This window comes from Monashia sp. HAY1-5C (genome assembly GCF_056755255.1).
In genome coordinates, this window is sequence record NZ_JBPGXG010000080.1 from 1 (window position 1) to 21,234 (window position 21,234).

At 72.9% G+C, this 21,234-nt stretch carries 21 protein-coding genes; 7 read left to right on the forward strand and 14 right to left on the reverse strand.

Going from position 1 to position 21,234, the window contains the following annotated elements:
• Positions 1-96: 96 nt before the first annotated feature.
• From ACR9ZK_RS13135 to glpX, 3 genes are all read right to left on the reverse strand, one after another.
• The gene (locus tag ACR9ZK_RS13135) at positions 97-1,827 is read right to left on the reverse strand and encodes a substrate-binding and VWA domain-containing protein (RefSeq protein ID WP_481342378.1); all 1,731 of its coding nucleotides are present in this window, start codon (positions 1,825-1,827) and stop codon (positions 97-99) included.
• A gap of 126 nt (positions 1,828-1,953) precedes the next feature.
• Positions 1,954-2,895: a carbohydrate kinase family protein gene (locus ACR9ZK_RS13140; RefSeq protein WP_481342379.1), complete on the reverse strand. Its 942-nt coding sequence runs from the start codon at positions 2,893-2,895 to the stop codon at positions 1,954-1,956.
• Positions 2,892-3,884, reverse strand: a complete 993-nt coding sequence (gene glpX, locus ACR9ZK_RS13145) for a class II fructose-bisphosphatase (RefSeq protein ID WP_481342380.1) — start codon at positions 3,882-3,884, stop codon at positions 2,892-2,894. Before glpX ends, ACR9ZK_RS13140 begins: the two co-directional genes overlap by 4 nt.
• Positions 3,885-3,978: 94 nt before the next feature.
• Between glpX and ACR9ZK_RS13150 the strand changes: the two genes are divergently transcribed.
• On the forward strand, positions 3,979-4,719 hold the full coding sequence (locus tag ACR9ZK_RS13150) for a DUF4245 domain-containing protein (RefSeq protein ID WP_481342382.1): 741 nt from the start codon (positions 3,979-3,981) through the stop codon (positions 4,717-4,719).
• A 34-nt stretch (positions 4,720-4,753) separates the two neighbouring features.
• On the opposite strand, the gene ACR9ZK_RS13155 is transcribed toward ACR9ZK_RS13150, so the two are convergent.
• A complete protein-coding gene (locus ACR9ZK_RS13155) occupies positions 4,754-5,053 on the reverse strand; it encodes an exodeoxyribonuclease VII small subunit (RefSeq protein WP_481342383.1) in 300 nt (99 codons plus the stop codon).
• A gap of 10 nt (positions 5,054-5,063) precedes the next feature.
• Entirely contained in the window at positions 5,064-6,371 is a 1,308-nt protein-coding gene (gene xseA / locus ACR9ZK_RS13160; protein WP_481342400.1) for an exodeoxyribonuclease VII large subunit, read from the reverse strand.
• Between the two features lie 88 nt (positions 6,372-6,459).
• Between xseA and ACR9ZK_RS13165 the strand changes: the two genes are divergently transcribed.
• Positions 6,460-7,479, forward strand: coding sequence for a 4-hydroxy-3-methylbut-2-enyl diphosphate reductase (locus ACR9ZK_RS13165; RefSeq protein ID WP_481342384.1), 1,020 nt, complete (start codon positions 6,460-6,462; stop codon positions 7,477-7,479).
• 66 nt (positions 7,480-7,545) lie between these two features.
• Here ACR9ZK_RS13165 and ACR9ZK_RS13170 read toward each other — a convergent pair whose 3' ends face one another.
• The 3 genes from ACR9ZK_RS13170 to ACR9ZK_RS13180 form a co-directional block, all read right to left on the reverse strand.
• A complete protein-coding gene (locus ACR9ZK_RS13170; RefSeq protein WP_481342385.1) occupies positions 7,546-9,255 on the reverse strand; it encodes a substrate-binding domain-containing protein in 1,710 nt (569 codons plus the stop codon).
• A gap of 136 nt (positions 9,256-9,391) precedes the next feature.
• The gene (locus ACR9ZK_RS13175; RefSeq protein WP_481342386.1) at positions 9,392-10,624 is read right to left on the reverse strand and encodes a DNA recombination protein RmuC; all 1,233 of its coding nucleotides are present in this window, start codon (positions 10,622-10,624) and stop codon (positions 9,392-9,394) included.
• 48 nt (positions 10,625-10,672) lie between these two features.
• Positions 10,673-11,452 (reverse strand): M15 family metallopeptidase, encoded by a 780-nt coding sequence (locus tag ACR9ZK_RS13180; RefSeq protein WP_481342387.1) that lies wholly within the window; start codon positions 11,450-11,452, stop codon positions 10,673-10,675.
• A 141-nt stretch (positions 11,453-11,593) separates the two neighbouring features.
• Here ACR9ZK_RS13180 and ACR9ZK_RS13185 point away from each other — a divergent pair, with 141 nt between their 5' ends.
• The 4 genes from ACR9ZK_RS13185 to ACR9ZK_RS13200 all read left to right on the forward strand — a co-directional run bounded on the left by ACR9ZK_RS13185 (position 11,594) and on the right by ACR9ZK_RS13200 (position 14,381).
• The gene (locus ACR9ZK_RS13185; protein ID WP_481342388.1) at positions 11,594-12,442 is read left to right on the forward strand and encodes a thioesterase family protein; all 849 of its coding nucleotides are present in this window, start codon (positions 11,594-11,596) and stop codon (positions 12,440-12,442) included.
• A gap of 98 nt (positions 12,443-12,540) precedes the next feature.
• Positions 12,541-13,626, forward strand: a complete 1,086-nt coding sequence (ychF, locus tag ACR9ZK_RS13190) for a redox-regulated ATPase YchF (RefSeq protein ID WP_481342389.1) — start codon at positions 12,541-12,543, stop codon at positions 13,624-13,626.
• 147 nt (positions 13,627-13,773) lie between these two features.
• A complete protein-coding gene (locus ACR9ZK_RS13195; protein ID WP_481342390.1) occupies positions 13,774-14,079 on the forward strand; it encodes a hypothetical protein in 306 nt (101 codons plus the stop codon).
• On the forward strand, positions 14,076-14,381 hold the full coding sequence (locus ACR9ZK_RS13200; RefSeq protein ID WP_481342391.1) for a hypothetical protein: 306 nt from the start codon (positions 14,076-14,078) through the stop codon (positions 14,379-14,381). The genes ACR9ZK_RS13195 and ACR9ZK_RS13200 overlap by 4 nt, the downstream gene beginning before the upstream one ends.
• An 18-nt stretch (positions 14,382-14,399) precedes the next feature.
• Here the strand turns inward: ACR9ZK_RS13200 and ACR9ZK_RS13205 are convergent, their stop codons facing one another.
• Positions 14,400-15,146, reverse strand: a complete 747-nt coding sequence (locus tag ACR9ZK_RS13205) for a VOC family protein (RefSeq protein ID WP_481342392.1) — start codon at positions 15,144-15,146, stop codon at positions 14,400-14,402.
• Positions 15,147-15,217: 71 nt separating this feature from the next.
• Between ACR9ZK_RS13205 and arsC the strand changes: the two genes are divergently transcribed.
• On the forward strand, positions 15,218-15,577 hold the full coding sequence (gene arsC / locus ACR9ZK_RS13210) for an arsenate reductase (glutaredoxin) (protein WP_481342393.1): 360 nt from the start codon (positions 15,218-15,220) through the stop codon (positions 15,575-15,577).
• 205 nt (positions 15,578-15,782) lie between these two features.
• Here arsC and ACR9ZK_RS13215 read toward each other — a convergent pair whose 3' ends face one another.
• The 5 genes from ACR9ZK_RS13215 to ACR9ZK_RS13235 all read right to left on the reverse strand — a co-directional run.
• Positions 15,783-16,703: an alpha/beta fold hydrolase gene (locus ACR9ZK_RS13215; protein ID WP_481342395.1), complete on the reverse strand. Its 921-nt coding sequence runs from the start codon at positions 16,701-16,703 to the stop codon at positions 15,783-15,785.
• A gap of 283 nt (positions 16,704-16,986) precedes the next feature.
• Positions 16,987-17,709 carry a DsbA family oxidoreductase gene (locus ACR9ZK_RS13220; protein ID WP_481342396.1) on the reverse strand — a complete coding sequence of 241 codons (723 nt, stop codon included), beginning with the start codon at positions 17,707-17,709 and terminating at the stop codon, positions 16,987-16,989.
• A gap of 56 nt (positions 17,710-17,765) precedes the next feature.
• Complete coding sequence (locus ACR9ZK_RS13225) at positions 17,766-18,965, reverse strand: ABC transporter ATP-binding protein (protein WP_481342397.1); 1,200 nt, start codon at positions 18,963-18,965, stop codon at positions 17,766-17,768.
• Positions 18,966-19,023: 58 nt separating this feature from the next.
• Positions 19,024-20,187 (reverse strand): ABC transporter ATP-binding protein, encoded by a 1,164-nt coding sequence (locus ACR9ZK_RS13230; protein ID WP_481342398.1) that lies wholly within the window; start codon positions 20,185-20,187, stop codon positions 19,024-19,026.
• Positions 20,184-21,234: ABC transporter permease (locus tag ACR9ZK_RS13235; RefSeq protein ID WP_481342399.1), on the reverse strand; the 1,051-nt coding region annotated here is incomplete at its 5' end. The genes ACR9ZK_RS13230 and ACR9ZK_RS13235, both read right to left, overlap by 4 nt.

Genomic DNA, 21,234 nt, shown 5'->3' on the forward strand with positions numbered 1-21,234 from the left:
TCCGTCGTCGGCAGCGTCAGATGTGTATAAGAGACAGCCGCTCAGGGGTCCCGGGCGCAGCCGCGTCACCACCGCCGGATGGGTCGGTCCGGGCTCTCAGACGCAGCGGCCGTTCTTGCAGCCGTGGTCGAAGAGCGCGCGTGCGAGGACGGTCGTCATGTCGGCCGGCGTCGGTGCCGAGTAGAAGTCCGAGTACGTCATCTTCGACACCTCGGTCAGGGCCGTGGCATCGACGTCGGGCCCGATGCCGATCGTCGTGATGGCGATGGGCTTGTCGGGGTCGCTCGCCGAGCGCAGGTTGGCCTTGAGCTGCTCGAGCGAGATGCCGTTCGGGTCGTCGTTGCGGCCGTCGGTGAGGATGACGACGGCGTTGACGCGGTCGGGGTCGTACTGGGCCTGCGCCTTCTGGTAGGCGGCCCAGATGGTGTCGTAGAGGCCCGTGCCGCCGCCGACGTTCTTGGACAGCGTCTCGGCGGCGGTGGCGACCTGGGCCCGGTGGCTGTCGTCGTCGAGACGGCCGATCGGAGCCAGCTCGCGCCAGTCCTGACCGGGACCACCCTTGTCGATGGAGAAGATCCACAGCCCGAGCTTGGTCGTCTTCGGCAGCGCCGACAGCGCGATCCCGGCCGCCTCCTGCGTGATGGCGACGCGGGTGCTGTTGCCGACCCTGTCGTTCATCGACCCGGAGACGTCGAACACCGACAGGATGGAGAAGTCGGTGGTCGCCGACTGCCACGTGTCGGTCGCCGCGGCCACCGTGGCCGCGTCGGGAGTCGGCCCGACCGTGACGTCACCGACGCTGCCGGACGGGGTGGGCATCGTCACGGGAACCGCGCTGGAGCGGATGCCGTAGCGGGCCAGGATCGTGGCGGCCTCAGGCGTCATGAGGTAGGTGCGGAGCAGCTCGACGGCCTGGGCCCGGACCGGGTCGGTGGCGACGTTGACGAGGGAGAACTCGAAGGCGGGCGTGCCCTCGCTCGGGGTCACCGACACCATCCGGTGGTCGGGGTAGAGCCGGTTGTGGTCGATGAGGTCGGCCTCGGCCACCGGGAAGGCCCCAGCCTCCTGCGGGTTGGCGTTGTAGGCCGAGAAGAGCTCGTCGATGGACGCGGCGGCGCCCTTGGCCAGCTTCGGGATGACGACGCGTCCCTGCTCGGGTCCCAGTCGGGGCAGCGCCGAGGCGAGCGTCAGCATGCCGGCCGTCGTGGACCGGGGGTCGCTCATCCGGATGGGGGAGTCGGACCCGACCAGCTCGAGCCACGTCGGCTGCCCGTCGAGCTGCCTGGCGCGCGCGGGGTCCATGGCGATGACGAGCGGGCTCTTGGCGAAGGGCTTGGCGACCTTGGCGTTGATCCTGGCCGACTCGTTGACCCGCTCGACCCAGCGCTGGGAGTCCGGGATCCAGCCGTCCGGCCGGTTCGGCTGGCCCTGGCCGAGGCCGATCATCGCCTCGATCGGGGTCTTCCCGCGTACGACGAAGTCGACGCAGGGGGAGTCGGCGTCGGCCTGGTACTCCTTGGCGAGGGCGAGAACCGCCGGCTGCGCCGCCTCGGAGACCCAGAGCGTGACGGGCGTGCGCTCCGGGCAAGACTTGCCGGGGGCTCCGGTCAGCGCGGCCACGGGCGCCTGGTCACGGCCCTGCCACCACGTCCAGCCGCCGGCCCCCGCACCGGCGACGACGAGCACGAAGCCGAGCACCGCGGCGACCCGCCGGTTGCGACGGTTGCGGGCGAGCTTCGCCTCGAGCGCTTTTCGGGCCGCGCGGCCCTCCATGAGGCTCTGCTCGTAGGGACCGACGGTGCGACGTGGAGGGGTCGGCTGGGACACGGGGTTTCCTCACATGAGGACGCCCCGGTGCCGGGGCGTCGGGGCGAACCACCGAGCAACGGTACCGGGCGGCTCGCGCAGAATGGTGCCCCAACCGCCCCGCGTTTGTCGAATGCCCGAAATGTCCTACGGCAGCACGGATCTCGGCGGTGCGAAGGCCCCCGCGCGCTGCACGGTGAGGGCCCCGGTGAGCAGGGCCCGCTCGACCGCCGGGGCGATCTCGGCCAGACCTGCGGCTCGGAGGCGCGCGGCCGCGGCGGCCCCACCGAGCAGGCCCGCGTCGAGGAGCCCGGACACGAGGCCGGCCATGAACGAGTCGCCCGCGCCGACGGTGTCGACCACGCGGACGCTCGGGGCCGGCAGCGACACCTGCTCGCCCGTGGCGCTGACCCGCACGACGGCGCCCTGGCCCCCGCGGGTCACGACGACGACGGCCGGGCCGAGGTCGCCCCACGCGCGCAGCACCTCGTCGAGGGGCTCGCCCGGGCACAGCCAGGCGACGTCCTCGTCGGAGAGCTTGACGACGTCCGCCAGCGCGATGGAGGCCTCGATGGCGCGACGCGCGTCGCCCGGGGCGCCCATGAGCGTCGGCCGCGCGTTCGGGTCGTAGGACACCGTGGCGCCGGTGGCCCGCGCGGCCTCGAGCACGGCCCGGACCTCGTGGCCACCGGGCTCGATGACCGCGGCGATGCTCCCGGTGTGGACGTGGCCGTAGCCGTCGAGGTGCGGGACCGGTGCGACGTGCCACTCGAGCTCGAAGACGTAGGTGGCGGCGCCCGACGCGTCGAGCGTCGCATGGGCCAGGGAGGTGGCCGCGGCGTCGCACGAGCCCTCGGTCAGGGCGATGCCGCGCTCGGCGCAGTGGGCGGCGATGCGCTCACCACGGGCGTCTCGCCCGATCCACGTCGCGAGGTCGACCGGATGCTCGAGGGCTGCCAGGCCGAACGCGACGTTGGCGGGGCTGCCGCCGACGTGCTCGGAGGTCACGCCGTCGGGCGTCGTCACGGCGTCGACGAGCGCCTCACCGACGACGAGGGTGCGCAGGTCGGTCACGTCGTCCTCGCTCACGCGTCGACCATGTCGGCGCTGCCGAACCAGCCGGGGCGGTCGAAGCGGTGCTCGCTGTCGATGGTGCGGATGGTGCCGCTGCGCGAGCGCATGACGAGGGAGTTCGTGCGGGCGGACTTGGCGCCGTAGCGAACTCCCCGCAACAGCTCACCGTCGGTGATGCCCGTGGCGACGAAGAAGCACTCGCCGACGACGAGGTCGTCGGTGGACAGGACGCGGTCGAGGTCGTGACCGGCGTCGAGCGCCTTCTGGCGCTCCTCGTCGTCCTTGGGCCAGAGCCGGCCCTGGATGACACCGCCGATGCACTTGATGGCGCACGCTGCGATGATGCCCTCGGGCGTGCCGCCGATGCCGAGGAGCAGGTCGACACCCGTGCCGGGTCGGGCCGCCATGACGGCGCCGGCGACGTCACCGTCGACGATGTAGCGGATACGGGCGCCGGTGTCGCGGATCTCCTGGGCGAGGCGGTCGTGACGCGGCCGGTCGAGCATGACGACCGTGACGTCGGCCGGCGTCTCCTTCTTGGCCTTGGCGATGCGGCGGATGTTCTCCGCGACGGGCAGGCGGATGTCGACGACCTCGGCGGCGTCGGGACCGGTCGCGAGCTTGTCCATGTAGAACACCGCCGACGGGTCGTACATCGCGCCGCGGTTGGCGACGGCCATGACCGCGACGGCGTTGTTCATGCCCTTGGCGGTGAGGGTCGTCCCGTCGATGGGGTCCACGGCGACGTCGACCTCGGGACCTGTGCCGTCGCCGACCTCCTCGCCGTTGAAGAGCATCGGCGCGTTGTCCTTCTCGCCCTCGCCGATGACGACGACCCCACGCATGCTGACCGTCGAGATCATCGCGCGCATCGCCTCGACCGCCGCCCCGTCGGCCTTGTTCTTCTCGCCGCGGCCGACCCACCGTCCGCCGGCCATGGCGGCGGCCTCGGTGACCCTCACCAGCTCGAGGGCGAGGTTGCGGTCCGGCTGGCTGTGTCTCATCGGGTCCTCCGTCGGCGCAGAACGAGTCGGCGCCAGCCTATCGGGGGGTCGACCCGCGTTTGGACGCCGTCCACGGGTCGGGGACCATGGAGTCATGAGCTCGCCGTCCACCTCCCCGCCTCCGCCGGGGCACCCCGAGCAGCCGGTCACGCCGACCGGCCCCGAGGGCGTCGCTGCGGCGTCGACGGGCGGGCCCGTGGCACAGTCGGTTCCGTCCGCCCGGTCCCAGGCCGACCCCCAGACCGACTCCCAGACGGACTCCCAGACGGAGGCCCTCGCGCCGCCGCGCAGCCGGTACTCGATGGGCACGCTGCCGAACATGCTCCGCTCGATGCTCGTCATCGGGCTGTTCGTCCTCGCCCTCGTCGCCATCGTGCCCCGGACCGACCACGTGGACCGGCCTGCGGTGGACGCGCTCGACAAGGCGCGCGAGGTCGCGGCCCAGACGCACTGGGCCGTGGAGCTTCCCCAGGGCCTGGGGTCCGGCTGGGTGCCGACCGTCGCGACGTACGCCCCCGGGACCGAGAAGGTCCGGACCTTCACGACGGTGTGGACGACGCCGGCCGGAGCCGACATCGCCCTCAAGCAGGCCGTGAACCCCACGGACGGCTGGCTGCGCCGGTCGGTGGACGACGGCGAGGCCGCCGGCACCGTGCAGGTGTCGGGACGGTCGTTCCAGCGGTTCACCGCCTCCGACGCGGGCCAGGTCGCCTACGTCGTGCGCGGGACGGCTCCGACCAGGCCGACGATCGTCGCCTCGGGCAACGCGTCCGAGGACGAGCTGAAGGCGTTCGTCGCCGCGATGCGGCCGGTGGCACCTGCGACGGCCCCCTGACCTGCGGGTCGCACGCGGGGTCGAGAGGCCGCGGTCAGGACTCGTCGTCGAAGACGGCGTCGTCGGCGTGCAGCGGCCCGTCCTGAGCCGACGGGCCGGCGGGGTCGCCACCACGGACGGCCCGCTCGATCTCGGCCTGGGCGCCGTCGAGCCACGTCGCGCAGTGGGCGGCGAGGGCCTCGCCGCGGCGCCACAGGCGCATCGAGTCCTCGAGCGGGGCCTGACCGGCCTCGAGCCGCGCGACGATGGTGACGAGCTCCTCGCGGGCGTCCTCGTACCGCATGCCGGCGATGTCGGGGAAGTCGGTGCTGTCGGGCGGGGACGCGTCGGCCATGGCGGCCACCCTACGGTGTCGGCCCGACGCCGCCCTCGGGGTCCGGGGCCGGTGCCGCCTTCTTCGCGGTGGACCTCTTCCCGGCGGCCTTCTTCACGCTGACCGGCCGGACGCCGAAGTCGCCTCGGGCGACGCGCACGCGCAGCAGCTCGCCGACGCCGACCTCGTCGCGGTCCATGACGACGCGGCCGTCGCGGTGCTGCACGACGGCGTAGCCCCGCTCGAGGGTCGACTGCGGCGAGAGCGCGACGACCTGCCGGCGCAGGTGCTCGGCCTCGTCGGACGCCCGGTGCAGGCGGGCCTCGAGGCGCGTCGCCGCCCGCTCGCGGAGGGCGGCCAGCTCGGCGCGGCGCGGGCGCAGCTGGGCGACCGGGTCGGCCATGACCGGTCGGGACACGAGGGCCCGCAGCCCCGAGCGCTCGTGCTCGACGCGACGGAGCAGGGCACGGCGCAGCCGGTCGCGGCCGGTCTCGACGGTTCCGCGCTCGTGCGCGGCGTCGGGCACGACCCGCTTGCCGGCGTCGGTGGGAGTGGAGGCCCGCCAGTCGGCGACCAGGTCGAGCAGGGGCTGGTCCACCTCGTGGCCGATGGCGCTGATGACCGGGGTGCGCGCCTCGGCGACGGCCCGGACCATGGCCTCGTTCGAGAACGGCAGCAGCTCCTCGAGCGCGCCGCCGCCGCGCGCCACGACGATGACGTCGACCTCGGGGTGTGCGTCGAGCTCGCGGAGCGCCGCGACGACCTCGGTCACGGCGCTGGCCCCCTGCACGGCCACCTCGCGAAGCTCGAACCGCACGGCGGGCCACCGCCTCCTGGCGTTCTCGACGACGTCGCGTTCGGCCGCCGAGCCGCGTCCGGTGATGAGTCCCACGCGGTGCGGCAGGAAGGGGATGGGGCGCTTGCGGTCGGTGTCGAACAGGCCCTCGGCGGCGAGGGTGCGCTTGAGGATCTCGACGCGGGCGAGGAGGTCGCCGATGCCAACCGGGCGGATCTGGCGGGCCTCGAGCTGCAGCGTGCCGCGCTTGGTCCAGAACGTCGGCTTGGCCTGGAGCACGACGCGGGCCCCCTGCGTCAGCGGCACGGCCATGGCGTTGACGGCGTTCATCGGCACCGAGACGGACAGCGACATGTCGACGTCGGGGTCGCGCAGCGTCAGATAGGCGGTGCCGCCGCGCGGGTTGAACTGCACGACCTGCCCCTCGACCCACAGCTGGCTCATCCGGTCGACGTAGTCGCTGATCTTGAGGCTGAGCACGCGGACCGGCCAGGGCTGCTCGGCGGTGGTGTCGGCCGCCTTGTCCGGCAGCGGGTTCGGCAGGCTCACGACGGCAACGATAGGCGCAGCGACCGACGTCCCGGTCCCGGCGGACTTCGGGGGCGCGGCGGCCGGCACGTAGCATGGCCGCATGACCGATGCCGCGAAGAAGGTCCTGCTCGCCGCGCCGCGTGGCTACTGCGCCGGCGTCGACCGGGCCGTCGTCACGGTCGAGAAGGCGCTCGAGCTGTACGGCCCGCCCGTGTACGTCCGCAAGCAGATCGTGCACAATAGGCACGTCGTCACGACGCTCGAGAAGCGGGGGGCGATCTTCGTCGACGAGACCGACGAGGTGCCCGAGGGTGCCACCGTCGTCTTCTCGGCCCACGGGGTGGCCCCCGTGGTCCACGAGGAGGCGAGGGCGCGCAGCCTCAAGACCATCGACGCCACGTGCCCGCTCGTGACCAAGGTGCACCGCGAGGCCGTCCGGTTCGCCGGCGACGACTTCGACATCCTCCTCATCGGCCACGAGGGCCACGAGGAGGTGGTCGGGACGAGCGGTGAGGCGCCCGAGCACATCACGCTCGTCGACGGTCCGGACGACGTCGAGCACGTCACCGTGCGGGATCCCGAGAAGGTGGTGTGGCTCTCGCAGACGACATTGTCGGTCGACGAGACGATGGAGACGGTCAAGCGCCTCAAGGAGAAGTTCCCGGCCCTGCAGAGCCCGCCGTCCGACGACATCTGCTACGCCACCCAGAACCGGCAGCTGGCCGTCAAGCAGATGGCACGGGACACCGACCTCATGATCGTCGTCGGCTCGCGGAACTCCTCGAACTCGGTGCGACTCGTCGAGGTCGCGCTCGAGCACGGTGCCCGGGCCGGTCATCTCGTCGACTACGCCGACGAGATCCAGGAGGAGTGGCTCGAGGGGGTCTCGACGGTCGGTGTGACGTCGGGCGCGAGCGTGCCCGAGGTACTCGTGCGTGACGTCCTGTCGTGGCTCGCCGAGCGGGGCTACGGCGAGGTGGAGGCCGTCGTCGCGGCGGAGGAGTCGCTGCTCTTCGCGCTGCCCAACGAGCTGCGGCGCGACCTCAAGGCCCGCAAGGGGGAGGACGCCGGCAGCCTGCGCCACGACGCCGCGTTCGAGGACGCCGGCTCGCTCCACTGAGCCCGCCTCCGCGACGCGTCCTCACGGCCGACCGGGTCGGGGCCCACCGGCTCCCGAGGGTCGGTGTCAGCCTCCGAGCGCGGAGGTCAAGGCGGGCTGGAGGTCGTCGAGCGAGCTCGTCGCGACGTACTGCCCACCCGTGATGGCCAGGACCTGCCGGAGCGCCCCCTCGTCGGACCGGCCGCCGATGTCGACCACGACGAGCCGTACCGGCTTGGCGGGGTCCCGCAGCGCCGCCAGCTGCTTCTGGAGCAGCCGCAGGCTCAGCCCGAAGTCGTCGTCGTTCGGGCCACCGGTCACGACCACGACGGCGTTGGTGGACCCCGGACGCCAGTACCCCCTGGCCTGCGCGTACGCCGCCGCGATCGAGTCGTAGAGGCCGCGGCCACCGCCGACCGTGGTGTCGAGGCCGGCGACGGACGTGTCGAACGCGGCCAGGCGCCTGCCCTCACCGAGGCCGCCGTAGCCGACGAGCGGCCGGTAGTCGTCGGCGTGGTCACCGATGTGCTGCGAGTAGACCCACAGCGAGGCGACCGTCGTCGGTGACACGGCGGCGGCGGCCCGGACCGTGGCCCGCTGGACGGTGGCCAGGCGCGTGGCGCCGCTCTCGGTCCGGTCGAGCATCGACCCGGACACGTCGACCGCGAGCAGGGCCTGGGTCTTGGGGGCCGACGCGTCCCACAGCGCGGCGGCGCGGGCCACGGCGGCCTCGGCCGGGGCGGGCCCGACCGTGATCGTCCCACGCAGCCCGCTGGGGGTCCCGGGGTCCGCGCCACCTGGTGTGCGGAAACCGCCGGCCCGCAGGACCTGTGCCGCCTGCCCCGTGTGGAGGTAGTCGTCGAGCGCCTTGACCAGGCGCTTCTTGGCCGCGTCGTCGGACAGGGACACGAGGGAGTACTCGGCCGGGCCCGCGCCCTCCTTCGGCGCCAGCGGCGTGAGCGGTGCGTCGGTGTGCGCGGCGTTCCACGTCGTCAGCTGAGCCTGCGTGACGACGGCGCCGGCCGGGTCCTTACCGTCGACCCCGTCGAGGGACACCGAGCCGGTGCCGTCCTCGGCGGCGCGGGACACGAGCGTGCCGAGGGCCGCGTCCGACATCGAAGCGGCGGCGGCACCGAGCGCCAGGCGCCCCACGGTGGAGCGGTTGGGGTCGGGGACGCGGACGGGCGTCCCGCCCCCGAGCACCGCCGCCCACGAGAGGTCGGCACCGACCCTCTCGGCGGCGGCAGGGGACAGCGCGACGACGACGGCACTCGTCGCGAACGGCCTGCCCGGAGCCGCCGTGACACCGGAGATCGCGCGGGCCCGCCCGAGCCAGACGTCGGAGTCGGTGATCCACGCGTCGGGCCGCCCCGCGCCGACGAGCGAGCCGGCCACGGCGAAGGGCTCCGCGGGCTCGAAGGTGTACGCGGCGCACGGCCCGTCGGGGTGCTTGCTCAGGGCCTCGGCCGCGGCGGCGACGGCGGGCGCGGCGGCCGGGGCGACTGCGACGCGGACCTTCGCCGGGTGGGCGCACGCGACGGGACGAGCGGCGATGGCAGGCAGGCTGGTGGGGACGTCACGCCGGACGAGCAGGGCGTACACGCCCGCCGCGGCGCCGACCAGGACGATGGCGAGCACGGCGCCGAGCACCCGGTTGCGGCGCTGACGCCACCTGCGCTCGCGGACGGCGGCCTCGACCTTGTGCCGTGAGTCGATGAGGCTCTGCTCGTAGGGGCCGATGCGGCGGCCCGTGCCTGCTGCCTGATGGTCTGGGTCCGGCCCCCCGGTGCCGGTCACGCTGCGCCCGCTTCCATGCCGCCGTATTGTCCGTGCCTCCCGCGCGGGTGTCCACTATCGCCCCATACCGGACATCTCGCCTCTCCGCACCTCGAAAGTGGCTGTGGCCGTGGGTGATCGGCCCCTGGGGAGGCCGTCAGGCGGTGTCCTCCCGGCGTCGGGCCGCCGCGTCGCGCTCACGGCGCAGGAACGCGTCGTCCCGCTCCTCGCTCGAGCGCGCACCGAGTGCATCGGCGACGTCGTCCGGGGTGCTTCCGGTCAGCTCGGCGGCGCTCAGCGAGCGTGGCGCGGCCTCGAGCGGCACGAGCTCGGCCGGCCGCTCGGTGGCCAGCTGCAGCTCGTGCATCCGGCGGGCCGTGACGAGCACGCGTGACTCGAGCGTGCCGACGAAGCGGTTGTACTGCTCGACGGAGCGGGCCAGCGACTGCCCCATCCCGGTGACGTGACCTCCGAGGGTCGCGAGGCGGGCGTAGAGGTCCTGTCCGAGGGCGAGCAGCTCCCTGGCGTTCTGCTCGAGGGCGTCCTGCTGCCAGATGGCGCCGACCGTGCGCAGCACGGCGTAGAGCGTCCCCGGGGAGGCGAGCACGACCTTGCGCGTCAGCGCGTGCTCGTAGAGCCCCGGGTCGTCGGCGAGCGCGGTGGCGAGGATCGCCTCGCCGGGCACGAAGCAGACGACGACCTCGGGAGAGCGGGTGAAGGCGGTCCAGTAGGCCTTCGCGGCGAGGCCCTCGACGTGCCGACGCAGGGCCGTGGCGTGGGCGGCGAGCAGCTCGCCGCGTTCCACCTCGGACACCGTGTCGCCGTGCGCCTGGAGGAAGTGGGCCATCGGGGCCTTGCTGTCGACGACGACGTGCCGGCCACCGGGCAGGTTGATGACGGCGTCCGGGCGCACGGTGGCGCCGTGCCGGCTGACGCGCGTCACCTGCTCGTCGAAGTCGCACCGGGCCAGCAGCCCGGAGACCTCGAGGACCCGTCGCAGCTGCACCTCGCCCCAGGCGCCGCGGACGGTCGAGGCGTTGAGGGCGCCGGCAAGGGTGGCGGTCTCGGAGCGCAGCGACTCGGTGGACCGGCTGACCTCGCTGAGGCGCTCCCCGAGCTGGCCGAACTGCTGCGCGCGGTCGCGCTCGAGGACGCCGACCTGCCGCTCGACGCGGCCGATCGTCTCGCGCAGCGGCGCGAGCACCGCTGCCGTGGCGTCGTCCTCGGCCCGGGAGGCCTCGAGGTCGTCGACGCGCTCGCGCAGGACGTCGCGCGCCGCCTCGGCGGCCGCGGTGCGCGACACGAGCGAGGAACGGACCGCCAGCCACGCGACGAGCGCGCCGACGACGAGGCCGGTCACGAGGCCGGTGAGCAGCGAGGAGGACTCCATGGCCCCACCGTCCCAGAGAGGTCCGACAGGGCCGGGGAGCCCACGCCCTCAGCCGAGCTCGAAGTGCTGGTAGTCCTTGTACGACCAGTAGCCGCCCCAGATCCCGCCCCGCGAGATGACCTGCCTCGTGATGGTCGAGGAGCCCCAGATCATCCCGGGGTCGCGCAGGTTGCGGTTGATCCAGCGCACCCCGTTCGGCGGGTACCAGACCCCGTTGGCCGCCTTGTACGGGTTGTGCATCGTGTTGACGTCGATCGCCGTGCCGTAGGAGTGCGGCGACATCCGGGAGCTGTTGCCCGTGACCCGGCGGCAGTTGAAGGCCGAGGTGTTGTCGGCCTTCATCATCTCCTCGTCGTTGCCGTACCACCGGTTCGGGTTGTCCATCCGGCGGATCTTGAACCCGGCGAGGTAGGCGGCGCGGAAGATGGCCGCGGTCTGGCCGACCTTGTCCCACCGGACGATGAGCATGCCGCGGCGGATCGTGCCGTCGTAGGCCCGGAAGTTCATCTCGACGACGCGCAGCCGGCTGGGCCCCACGGGGCAGCCCGACCGCCAGGTGTAACGGACGTCGGCCGCCGTCACGGGCCGGGCGGTGGCGCGGATCGGGTCGGTGGTCGCGGCGACGGCGAGGGCGGCGAGGGAGGGGCCCCGACCGAGCGACCCGGACCGTGGCGTCGACGCGGTGGCGACGGACGGTGCCGCAGCCGGGGGCCGCTCCGGACTTTCGGGCGTCGCACCGGAGGCGGCCGGTGCCGTGGCGGCGAGAGCGAGAGTGGTGACGAGGGCCGCGGCAGCCAGGCCGCCACCGCGCCGGAGGGATCCAGCCATGAGTCGTCCTTCGGTCGTTCCAGTGGGTGACTGCGTCCGTGCGGAGATCAGGGGAGTGTCCATTACACACCCTTTGTCCCGGTGTGGCCCGCGGCACGCCCCGCCCGGTGCGATGTGTGGGGCGTCTGCTAGACAGTCGCCGTGAGCGAGTACGACGACGCCGTCCGCCTGCAGCCCGGGCCGGGGCCCGACGCCCGGACCGGCAGCTTCTCCGAGGCCTGGATGATCGGCAACGCCGTCAACGGGGGGCTGGTCATGGCGACGGCCCTGACGGCCCTGGGGCAGCACCTGGCCGCCGACCCCGCCGAGGCGACGCGTCACGTCGACCCGGTCGTCGTCTCGGCGTACTTCCTGACTGCCTCGCAGCCCGGGCCGTTCACGGCGACGACCGAGGTCATGCGGTGCGGACGCGCCCTCTCGACGGGGCAGGTGAGCATCGTGCAGCCCTCGCCCGACGGCCCCCCGGTGGAGCGGATGCGCGCCATCGCCTCGTTCGGCAACCTCGACGAGGTCGAGGTGCAGCGCCAGTCCGTCGTGCCCGACATGCCGCCGCCGGAGCAGTGCCTCGGCGCGGACCAGGCGCCGCCGGACTTCCTCGCGAACGCCCGGTTCCTCGAGCGCCTCGACCTGCGGCTCGACCCGGCCACGGCCGGCTGGGCACTCGGGCGTCCCTCGATGCAGGGCGTCATGCGCGGATGGCTGCGCCTGCGCGACGGACGTGACCCGGACACGACGATGCTCCTGCTCGCCCTCGACGCCCTGCCCCCGGTCGCCTTCGACCTCGGGCTCTTCGGGTGGACCCCGACGCTGGAGTTCACCGGGCACGTCCGCCGCCGACCCGCGCCCGGCTGGCTGCGCGTCGCGCTCTCGAGCGAGAACCTCGGTGGCGGGATGATGGAGGAGGACGCGACGATCTGGGACTCCACCGGCGCCCTCGTCGCGCAGTCGCGTCAGCTCTGCGGCGTCCGGCCCGCACCGACCGACGGGTGAGGCAGCCCGCCCCCGACGTCGGCGCGGACCCTCCGGAGGGCCGCGGCCGTCGGTGCGTGGTCGGGGCGCTCGTCCTGCGGCACTAAACTCCTGTCCTCGTGGCACTCACCATCGGAATCGTCGGTCTCCCCAACGTCGGCAAGTCGACGCTCTTCAACGCGCTGACCAAGAACAACGTGCTCGCCGCGAACTACCCGTTCGCGACGATCGAGCCCAACGTCGGCGTCGTGCCGCTGCCCGATGCGCGCCTGACGGTGCTCGCCTCGCTCTTCGGCTCCGAGAAGATCCTCCCGGCCACCGTCAGCTTCGTCGACATCGCCGGCATCGTGCGCGGCGCGTCCGAGGGTGAGGGCCTCGGCAACAAGTTCCTCGCCAACATCCGCGAGGCCGACGCCATCTGCCAGGTCGTGCGCGCCTTCGAGGACGCCGACGTCGTCCACGTCGACGGCAAGATCAGCCCGGCCGGCGACATCGAGACCATCCACACCGAGCTGATCCTCGCCGACCTCCAGACGCTCGAGAAGGCGGTGCCGCGCCTCGAGAAGGAGGCCCGGGTCAACAAGGACCGGAAGGCCGCGCTCGAGCTGGCCCAGGCCGCGCAGAAGGTCCTCGAGGAGGGGCACACCCTGTTCGCCGCGGGCCCGGCCGCCGGCGTCGACCTCGCCGAGGCCAAGCAGCTCGGCCTGCTGACGACCAAGCCCTTCATCTACGTCTTCAACCTCGACGAGGACCAGCTGGCCGACACCGAGCTGCACGCGTCGCTCCGGGACCTCGCGGCCCCGGCCGACGCCGTCTTCCTCAACGCCAAGCTCGAGATGGACCTCATGGACATGGAGGCCGACGAGGCCCTCGAGCTGCTGCAGAGCTTCGGGGCAGAGGAGTCGGGACTCGACCAGCTGGCGCGTACCGGCTTCCACACCCTGGGCCTGCAGACCTACCTCACGGCCGGGCCCAAGGAGTCGCGCGCCTGGACGATCGGCAAGGGCTGGACCGCCCCGATGGCCGCGGGCGTCATCCACACCGACTTCCAGCGTGGCTTCATCAAGGCCGAGATCGTCGGGTTCGGTGACCTCGTGGACGCCGGCTCGATGGCGGCCGCGAAGGCCGCGGGCAAGGTGCGCATGGAGGGCAAGGACTACGTCATGCAGGACGGCGACGTCGTGGAGTTCCGCTTCAACGTCTGACCCCGCTGCGCCGGGGTGGGCGAGCGGAACGGCCTGCCGTGGCTGGGCTTTTCGAGGGGGTATTGCGCATCCGCGGGACCCGGGCCGACACTCGACGGTAGGCCGTTCGGAGAAAAGCGACCTTCGCACCATTCGACCGGAGTCGTCATGACACAACCACCTCCACAACCCGACGTCTGTCCCATCCTTCACCTCGAGCTCGGTCCGCTGGACCTCAACCTGCTCGGACTCCGCGTCCAGCTCAACCAGGTCGTGCTCGACATCACGGCCATCCCCGGCCCAGGCAACCTGCTGGGCAACCTGCTGTGCGCCGTCGCGGGCCTGCTCGACGGCGTGAACCTGGGCCAGGTGCTGGGGAACCTGCTGCAGAACCTCATCGACGCGCTCATCCGGATCCTCCAGGGCCTCGGGGGCGGCACCCCGGTCGCCCGTCCCGGCATCCAGCCGACATGACCGACACCGCCGCGACCGGTTCCGGGCAGGTTCCCGCCGAGTCGCTCGAGGCGGCCACGAGCGACCTCGAGCGGGTCCGCGAGGTGCTGCAGTCCGCCGCGCGCGGCCAGACGGGTGGCACCGAGGTCAAGGAGGCCCTGCAGGGGTACCTGGACGAGCACGGCCAGGCCATCCGTGCGGCCGCCTCGGCCGTCGGTGAGGAGGTGCGCCTCCAGGCGCTCGAGCAGCTGTACCAGTGGCGAGCCCAGCTGGCTGCCCAGCTCGACGACGCGAAGCGCACCGACCCACCGGCGTCGGACTGACCGTCCCCCCGGCGTCCGTCAAGGACGCGCGGACAGGACGCAGACCTCGTTGCCGTCCGGGTCGAGCAGGACCACGGCGCCGGGGTCGTGCGCGTCCTCGTCCGTGAGACGGGCCCCGAGCGACACGAGCCGGTCGACGACGGCGTGCTGGTCGCCGTCGTCGGCGGGCACGAGGTCGAGGTGCCAGCGGTTCGGGCCGGTCTTGTCGGCGACGGGTGGTCCGCCCCACGTGATCTTCGGTCCTCCGTGCGGGGAGCGGACGGCCGTCTCCTCGCCCTCGTCCCAGACGAGCGGCCAGCCGAGGGCCTCGCTCCAGAACAGGCCGAGGGCGCGGGTGCCGTCGCTCGCCACGGCCCCGACGAACCCGCAGTCGGCGAGGAAGCGGTTGCCGGGCTCGATGACGCAGAACTCGTTGTCCTCGGGGTCGGCGAGGACGACGTGGCCCTCGTCGCCGCGCTGGCCGACGTCGAAGTGGCGGCCACCGAGGCGGAGCGCCCGAGCCACCGTGGCCTCCTGCACGGCGAGCGACTCGCTCGTCAGGTCGAGGTGCATCTGGTTGCGGCGCGTCTTCGGCTCGTCGGTGTGCAGGAACCGCAGCAGGAACCCGGTGTCGTCGGCGGGCACCAGCGCCGGCCCGCCCGACTCGGCGAGCGGCCAGCCGAGCAGCACCTGCCAGAACCGGGCGAGCCGCTCGGGGTCGTTCGCGGCGATGGACAGCGCGAACAGCTCGGGTCTCGCGCCGGCGGTGCGGTCGGTGGTCTCCACCCGGGCAGCGTAGGCGGGCCGACCCGGTCCCGGCACGTGGGTTTCATGCCGGTCTGGCTAGGGTCGGACCCATGACCGACGACGTGACGATCCTGCACAACAACCGCTGCTCCACGTCGCGGGCCGCGATGGAACGCCTCGACGAGGCCGCGGTCGAGGCCACCGTCGTCGACTACCTGCGCCACCCGCTCGACGCCGCGGCCCTCGAGGACCTCCTCGACAAGCTCGAGGACGCCCCGACGGACCTCGTCCGTCGGGACGGACACTTCGCCGAGCTCGGCCTCACCGACGCCGACGTCGCGACGCGCGAGCAGGTGGTCGACGTGCTCGTGCGCCATCCGCGGCTGCTCCAGCGTCCGGTCCTCGTCAAGGGCGACCGCGCCATCATCGGCCGGCCCAAGGACCGCGTCGCGGCCTTCCTGGCCGACTGACGTCGAGGCGGTCCACACCGTCGACGCAACCTCGTGCCGTCGTGCCGTCGTGCCGTCGTGCCGTCGTGCCGTCGTGCCGTCGTGCCGTCGTGCCGTCGTGGTGCGGTGTAACACCGCGCCGGGTCGCGGCGATGGTCCGCGTGACAGAGGCGCCACCCGGACCCCCGAGCGGGTGGCGCCTCTTCACGCGTCCGGACGCCCAGGCTCAGCCGGCCCGCTGCTCGTCGATGCCGGGCGCGAGGTCGGGGTCGCGTCGTGGCCGTCCGACGGACCGGTCCCGGCCCGGTTCGCGCACGAAGTCGCGCAGCACCTCGGCGAAGCGCTCCGGCTCGTCGAGGTGCGGGAAGTGCCCGGCACCCTCGAACAGCTCGATGCGGCAGCCGGGGATGGACTCTCGTGCGCGGGCTGCGTGCGCCGGTGGGATGACGAGGTCGCGCGTGCCCCACACGACGAGCACGGGCAGACCGACGAGGTCGGGCAGGTAGTCGGTGGCGCTGACCCGCTGGCCGCCCGGGTCCAGCACGGCCCGCGTCGTGGCGAGGAAGGCTCGGCGGCTGTCGGCGTCGCCCAGCGAGGTGAAGCCCTCCCACGCCGCGCGGACGTCGTGGCTCGCGCGCCAGCCGGCCAGCGACAGGACCCGGCCCACGGCCGCGGCCCCGCCGCGCACCCAGGGTGAGGCGATGACCGGCAGCACCCACTCCGCGCCGGGCAGCGTGGCCGAGCGCAGCACCGCGCTGACCTGCCGGCCCAGGCCGCCGCTGCCGACGAGCACGAGGCGGTCGACGCGGTCGGGGAACAGGTAGCAGAACTCGAGGGCGATGCCCCCGCCCAGCGAGTGCCCGACGATGGTGACCCGCGCGATGCCGAGCCGGTCGAGCAGGTCGCGCAGCGTCGCGGCGTGTGCGGCGACGGAGTAGTCGCCGGCGTGCCGGTCCGACGCGCCGTGTCCGAAGAGGTCCGGCACGACGACGCGGTAGGAGTCGGCGAGGGCGTCGACGAGGCTGGCCCAGTTGTGGTGCGAGCCGAGCAGGCCGTGGACGAACAGGATCGTCTCGCCCGCGCCGACGTCGACGTAGGAGAGCGAGTGCCCGTGCAGGGTCACCGTCATCGGCTCGGACGCGCTCACGTCGGTCTCCTCCGGCGGCGCCCGATGCGCCGCCTCCCTCCCTACTCAGGGTAGGTCGGTCACCGACCCGATGCGGGTGCTTTGGAACCGCGCACGGCCCAGAGCCCCCGGGCCGGCGGGAGGCAGGACGGCGAGGGCGGACGGGCAGGCAGAACGTGGTGCAGACGGGTGTAACGCCGGGGCAGCCGGCGTCGATGGTAGGCATGAACGAGGCGCCACTCGAACCCCCGAGCGAGTGGCGCCTCGTCACGTCTCCGGCCGTCCGGGGGCCCGGCGACCGGCCTCAGACGGCGCAGCCGTCGGGCCCGCACGCTGCGCCCGACGCGTCGGATGCCTCGGATGCGTCGGAGGCGCCGACCATGACGAGCGGGTTGGTCTCGCGCCAGACCTGCTCGAGCGCCTGGGTGAAGAGCGCGGTGGGCTGGGCGCCGGAGACGCCGTACCGCCCGTCGAGGACGAAGAACGGGACCCCGCGGATGCCGAGGCGCCGGGCCTCGGCGACGTCGGCACGGACCGCCTCGAGCTGGGTGTGCTCGTCGAGGGCCCGCTCCACCTCGTCGGCGGGCAGGCCCGCCTCGGTGCCGATCCGCACGAGGACGGCACGGTCGCCGATGTCCTCGCCGTGCTCGAAGTGCGCCGACAGCAGCGCCTCCTTGACGGCGTCGCCCAGGCCGCTCGCCGCGGCCAGGTGGAGCAGCTCGTGGCCGGGCAGGCTGTTGGCGACGACGACCCGGTCGAAGTCGTAGGCCAGGCCCTCCTCGGCGGCGATCTGCCTGACCTGGTCGAACATGGCGCGGACCTGCTCGGCCGACAGGCCCTTGCGGGAGACCAGGTAGTCCAGCTCGGTGCCGTCGTGGTGCTCGGGCAGCGACGGGTCCAGCTGGTAGCTGCGCCAGGTCACCTCCACGTCGTCGCGGTGGGGGAACGTCGCGAGGGCCTTCTCGAAGCGGCGCTTGCCGATGTAGCACCACGGGCAGGCGATGTCCGACCAGATCTCGACCTTCATGCAACGTTCAACCACCCGCCCCGTCGTTTGCTTCCCGGGTGTGCGGATCGAGGGCCTCAGGCGTTGCCGGGCTCCGGTGCGTTGCCCGACGGGTCGGCGGACGCGTCCCGCGGCACGACCCGGGGCCCGGAGCGGTCGGCGTCGTCGTGCGGCACCTCCCCGGAGGCGGAGAGGTCCGCCGCTGCCGCCTCGAGCGGTGACGCGGCGCCGGGTCGCACGGTGGGGTCGGGCAGGTCGATGTTCTCCGGGAAGTGGCACGCGACGCTGTGGCCCGGGAGCAGCTCGACGAGCGGCGGGGTCTCGGTGCGGCAGACCTCCTGGGCCTTCCAGCAGCGGGTGTGGAAGCGGCACGCGGGTGGGGGGTTGATCGGGCTCGGCACGTCGCCCTCGAGGCGGATCCGCTCGCGGCGGCCGCGGCGGGCCGGGTCGGGGATCGGCACCGCCGACATGAGGGCGGTCGTGTACGGGTGCATGGGCCGGGCGTACAGCTCGTCGCGGCCGGTGACTTCCACGAGGTTGCCGAGGTACATGACGGCGACGCGGTCGCTCATGTGCCGCACGACCGACAGGTCGTGGGCGATGACGACGTAGGTCAGGCCGAGCTCGTCCTGCAGGTCCTCGAGGAGGTTGATGACCTGCGCCTGGATCGACACGTCGAGGGCGGAGACCGGCTCGTCGGCGACGATGAGCTTGGGCCTGAGGGCGAGCGACCGGGCGATGCCGATGCGCTGGCGCTGGCCGCCCGAGAACTCGTGCGGATAGCGGTTGTAGTGCTCCGGGCTCAGGCCGACCAGCTCGAGCAGGTCCTGGACCTCGCGCTTGATGCCGTGCTGGGTCTTGACGTTCTGCAGGTGGAACGGCGAGCCCACGATGGTGCCGACCGTGTGCCGCGGGTTGAGGCTGCCGTAGGGGTCCTGGAAGATCATCTGCACGTCGCGCCGCAGCGGACGCATCGTGCCGACGGACGCGTGGGTGATGTCGCGGCCCTCGAAGAGGATCTGGCCCGAGGTCGGCTCGAGCAGCCGCGTCAGCATCCGGCCGGTCGTCGTCTTGCCGCAGCCGGACTCGCCGACGAGCGAGAGCGTCTCGCCCTTGGCGACCTCGAACGTCAGCCCGTCGACGGCCCGCACCGCGCCCACCTGCCGCTGGAGCAGGCCGCGTCGGATCGGGAAGTGCTTGGTGAGGTCGGTGACCTGCAGCAGCGCGTCGGACGTCGACGGCGCCGCCGTCCGGGCGGTGGCGGGGGAGGCGGTCACGCTGCGGCTCCTGGGATCGGTGCGCTGGGCGCGGTGGTCGGGACGGTCGCGGCGGTGCTCACAGGGTCGGCCTGATCTCGTTCTCCCAGATGGAGCGGCGAACGTCCACGGGAAGGTGGCAGGCGGCCCAGTGCCGGGGCAGGGACTCCTCGAACGGGGGCCGCTCGGCCTGGCTGCGACCCTCGTTGCGCCCTTCGTAGGCACAGCGGGGGTGGAACGGACAGCCGGACGGCACGTTGATGAGGCTGGGCGGCGAGCCGGCGATGGGGCGCAGACGCTCGATGCGCGCCCGGTCGAGGCGCGGCATCGAGGTGAGCAGGCCCCACGTGTACGGGTGCTGCGGCCGCTCGAACACCTCCGTCGACGCCGCGTACTCGACCGAGCGGCCGGCGTACATGACCATGATGTCGTCGGACAGCTCGGCGACGACGCCGAGGTCGTGGGTGATGACGACGACCGCCGAGTTGAACTCGGCCTGCAGGTCGCGGATGAGGTCGAGGATCTGTGCCTGGACCGTGACGTCGAGGGCGGTGGTCGGCTCGTCGGCGATGAGCAGGTCCGGGTCGCACGAGAGCGCCATGGCGATCATGGCGCGTTGGCGCATGCCGCCGGAGAACTGGTGGGGGTAGTCGTCGACGCGGCTCGCCGGCTGCGGGATGCCGACCCGCCCGAGCATGTCGATGGCGTGCTTCCTGGCCACCGACGTCGAGACCTTGTTGTGGATCCGGTAGGCCTCGATGATCTGGTGACCCACCGTGTAGAACGGGTGCATCGCCGACAGCGGGTCCTGGAAGATCATCGCCATCCTCTTGCCGCGCAGCGAGCGCACGGTCTCCGGACGGGTGCCGACGAGCTCCTGCCCGTCGAGGCGGATCGAGCCGGTCATCCGGACCGTGCCCGGCTTGTGCAGGCCCATGATCGACATGCTCGTGACGCTCTTGCCCGAGCCCGACTCACCGACGATGCCGAGCGTCTTGCCGCGGGCGAGGTCGAAGGACAGACCGTCGACGGACTTGACGATCCCGTCGTCGGTGGGAAAGTGCACCCGCAGGTCGCGCACCGACAGGAACGCGTCGGGCGCGGGCGCGCCGAGGCCGCCGATTCCGTCGAGGGCGTTGACCGACGCCTTGCGGCCGCGGCCGGACCTCACCCGCCCCTCCTTCTCGAGGACGGACTGGTTCGAGGGCTGGCCCGAGGGGCCGGACTGGCTGGACTGGCTCATGAGGTGCGCACCCTGGGGTCGACGACGGCGTACAGGAGGTCGACGATGAGGTTGGCGACGATGACGAACACCGCGCCGAAGAGCGTCACACCGAGGACCTTGGGGAGGTCGTTGTTCGTGATGGCCTGCACGGCGTAGAAGCCGATCCCCTGCAGCGAGAACGTCGTCTCGGTGAGCACGGCGCCACCGAGCAGCAGGCCGAGGTCGAGGCCGAAGATCGTCAGGATCGGCGTCAGGGCCGAGCGCAGGCCGTGCTTGACGACGACGTCGCGCTCCTTGAGGCCCTTGGCGCGCGCCGTGCGGATGTAGTCCTCGTTCATCGTCTCGAGCATGCCGGCGCGGGTGAGGCGGGCGTAGCTGGCCGCGTAGAGGAAGGCCAGGGTGATCCAGGGCAGCAACATGCGGTGGACGAGGTCGAGGGGACTGGTGGCGTCCATCGGGCTGGCGCCGCCGGCGTAGGTCCACTTGAGGCCGTAGCTGAAGATCGTCAGGGACAGCAGGCCGGTGAAGAAGATCGGCAGGGAGACGCCGGCCAGGGCCATGCCCATGAAGCCGCGGTCGAGGACCGAGCCGCGCCGCAGCGCCGACAGGACCCCGGTGCCGACCCCGCCGACGAGCCACAGGACCGCGGCTCCGGCCGCGAGCGTCGCGGTGACGGGCAGCCGGTCGAGGATGTCGGGCAGGACCGGGTTCTGGGTGATGAACGAGTAGCCCAGGCACGGCGCCGGGCAGTGGTCGGTGCCGGCGCCGGTGTTGTAGTCGGCGCCGGCGACGATGCCCTTGACGAAGCGTCCGTACTGGACGTAGATCGGGTCGGTGAAGCCGAGCCGCACCGCGGTCTCGTGGATCTGGGCCTGACCGGCGCTCTTGCCGACGTACCGCGAGGCGAGGTCGTCGGCGGTGGCCCCGCCGATGCGGGGCACGAGGAAGAAGATGGCGAAGACGACCGCGCTCACGATGGCGAGCAGCAGGACGGCGGCGATGAGCCGGCGGATGAGGTACGTCAGCACCTGTCTCTTATACACATCTGACGCTGCCGACGACGGA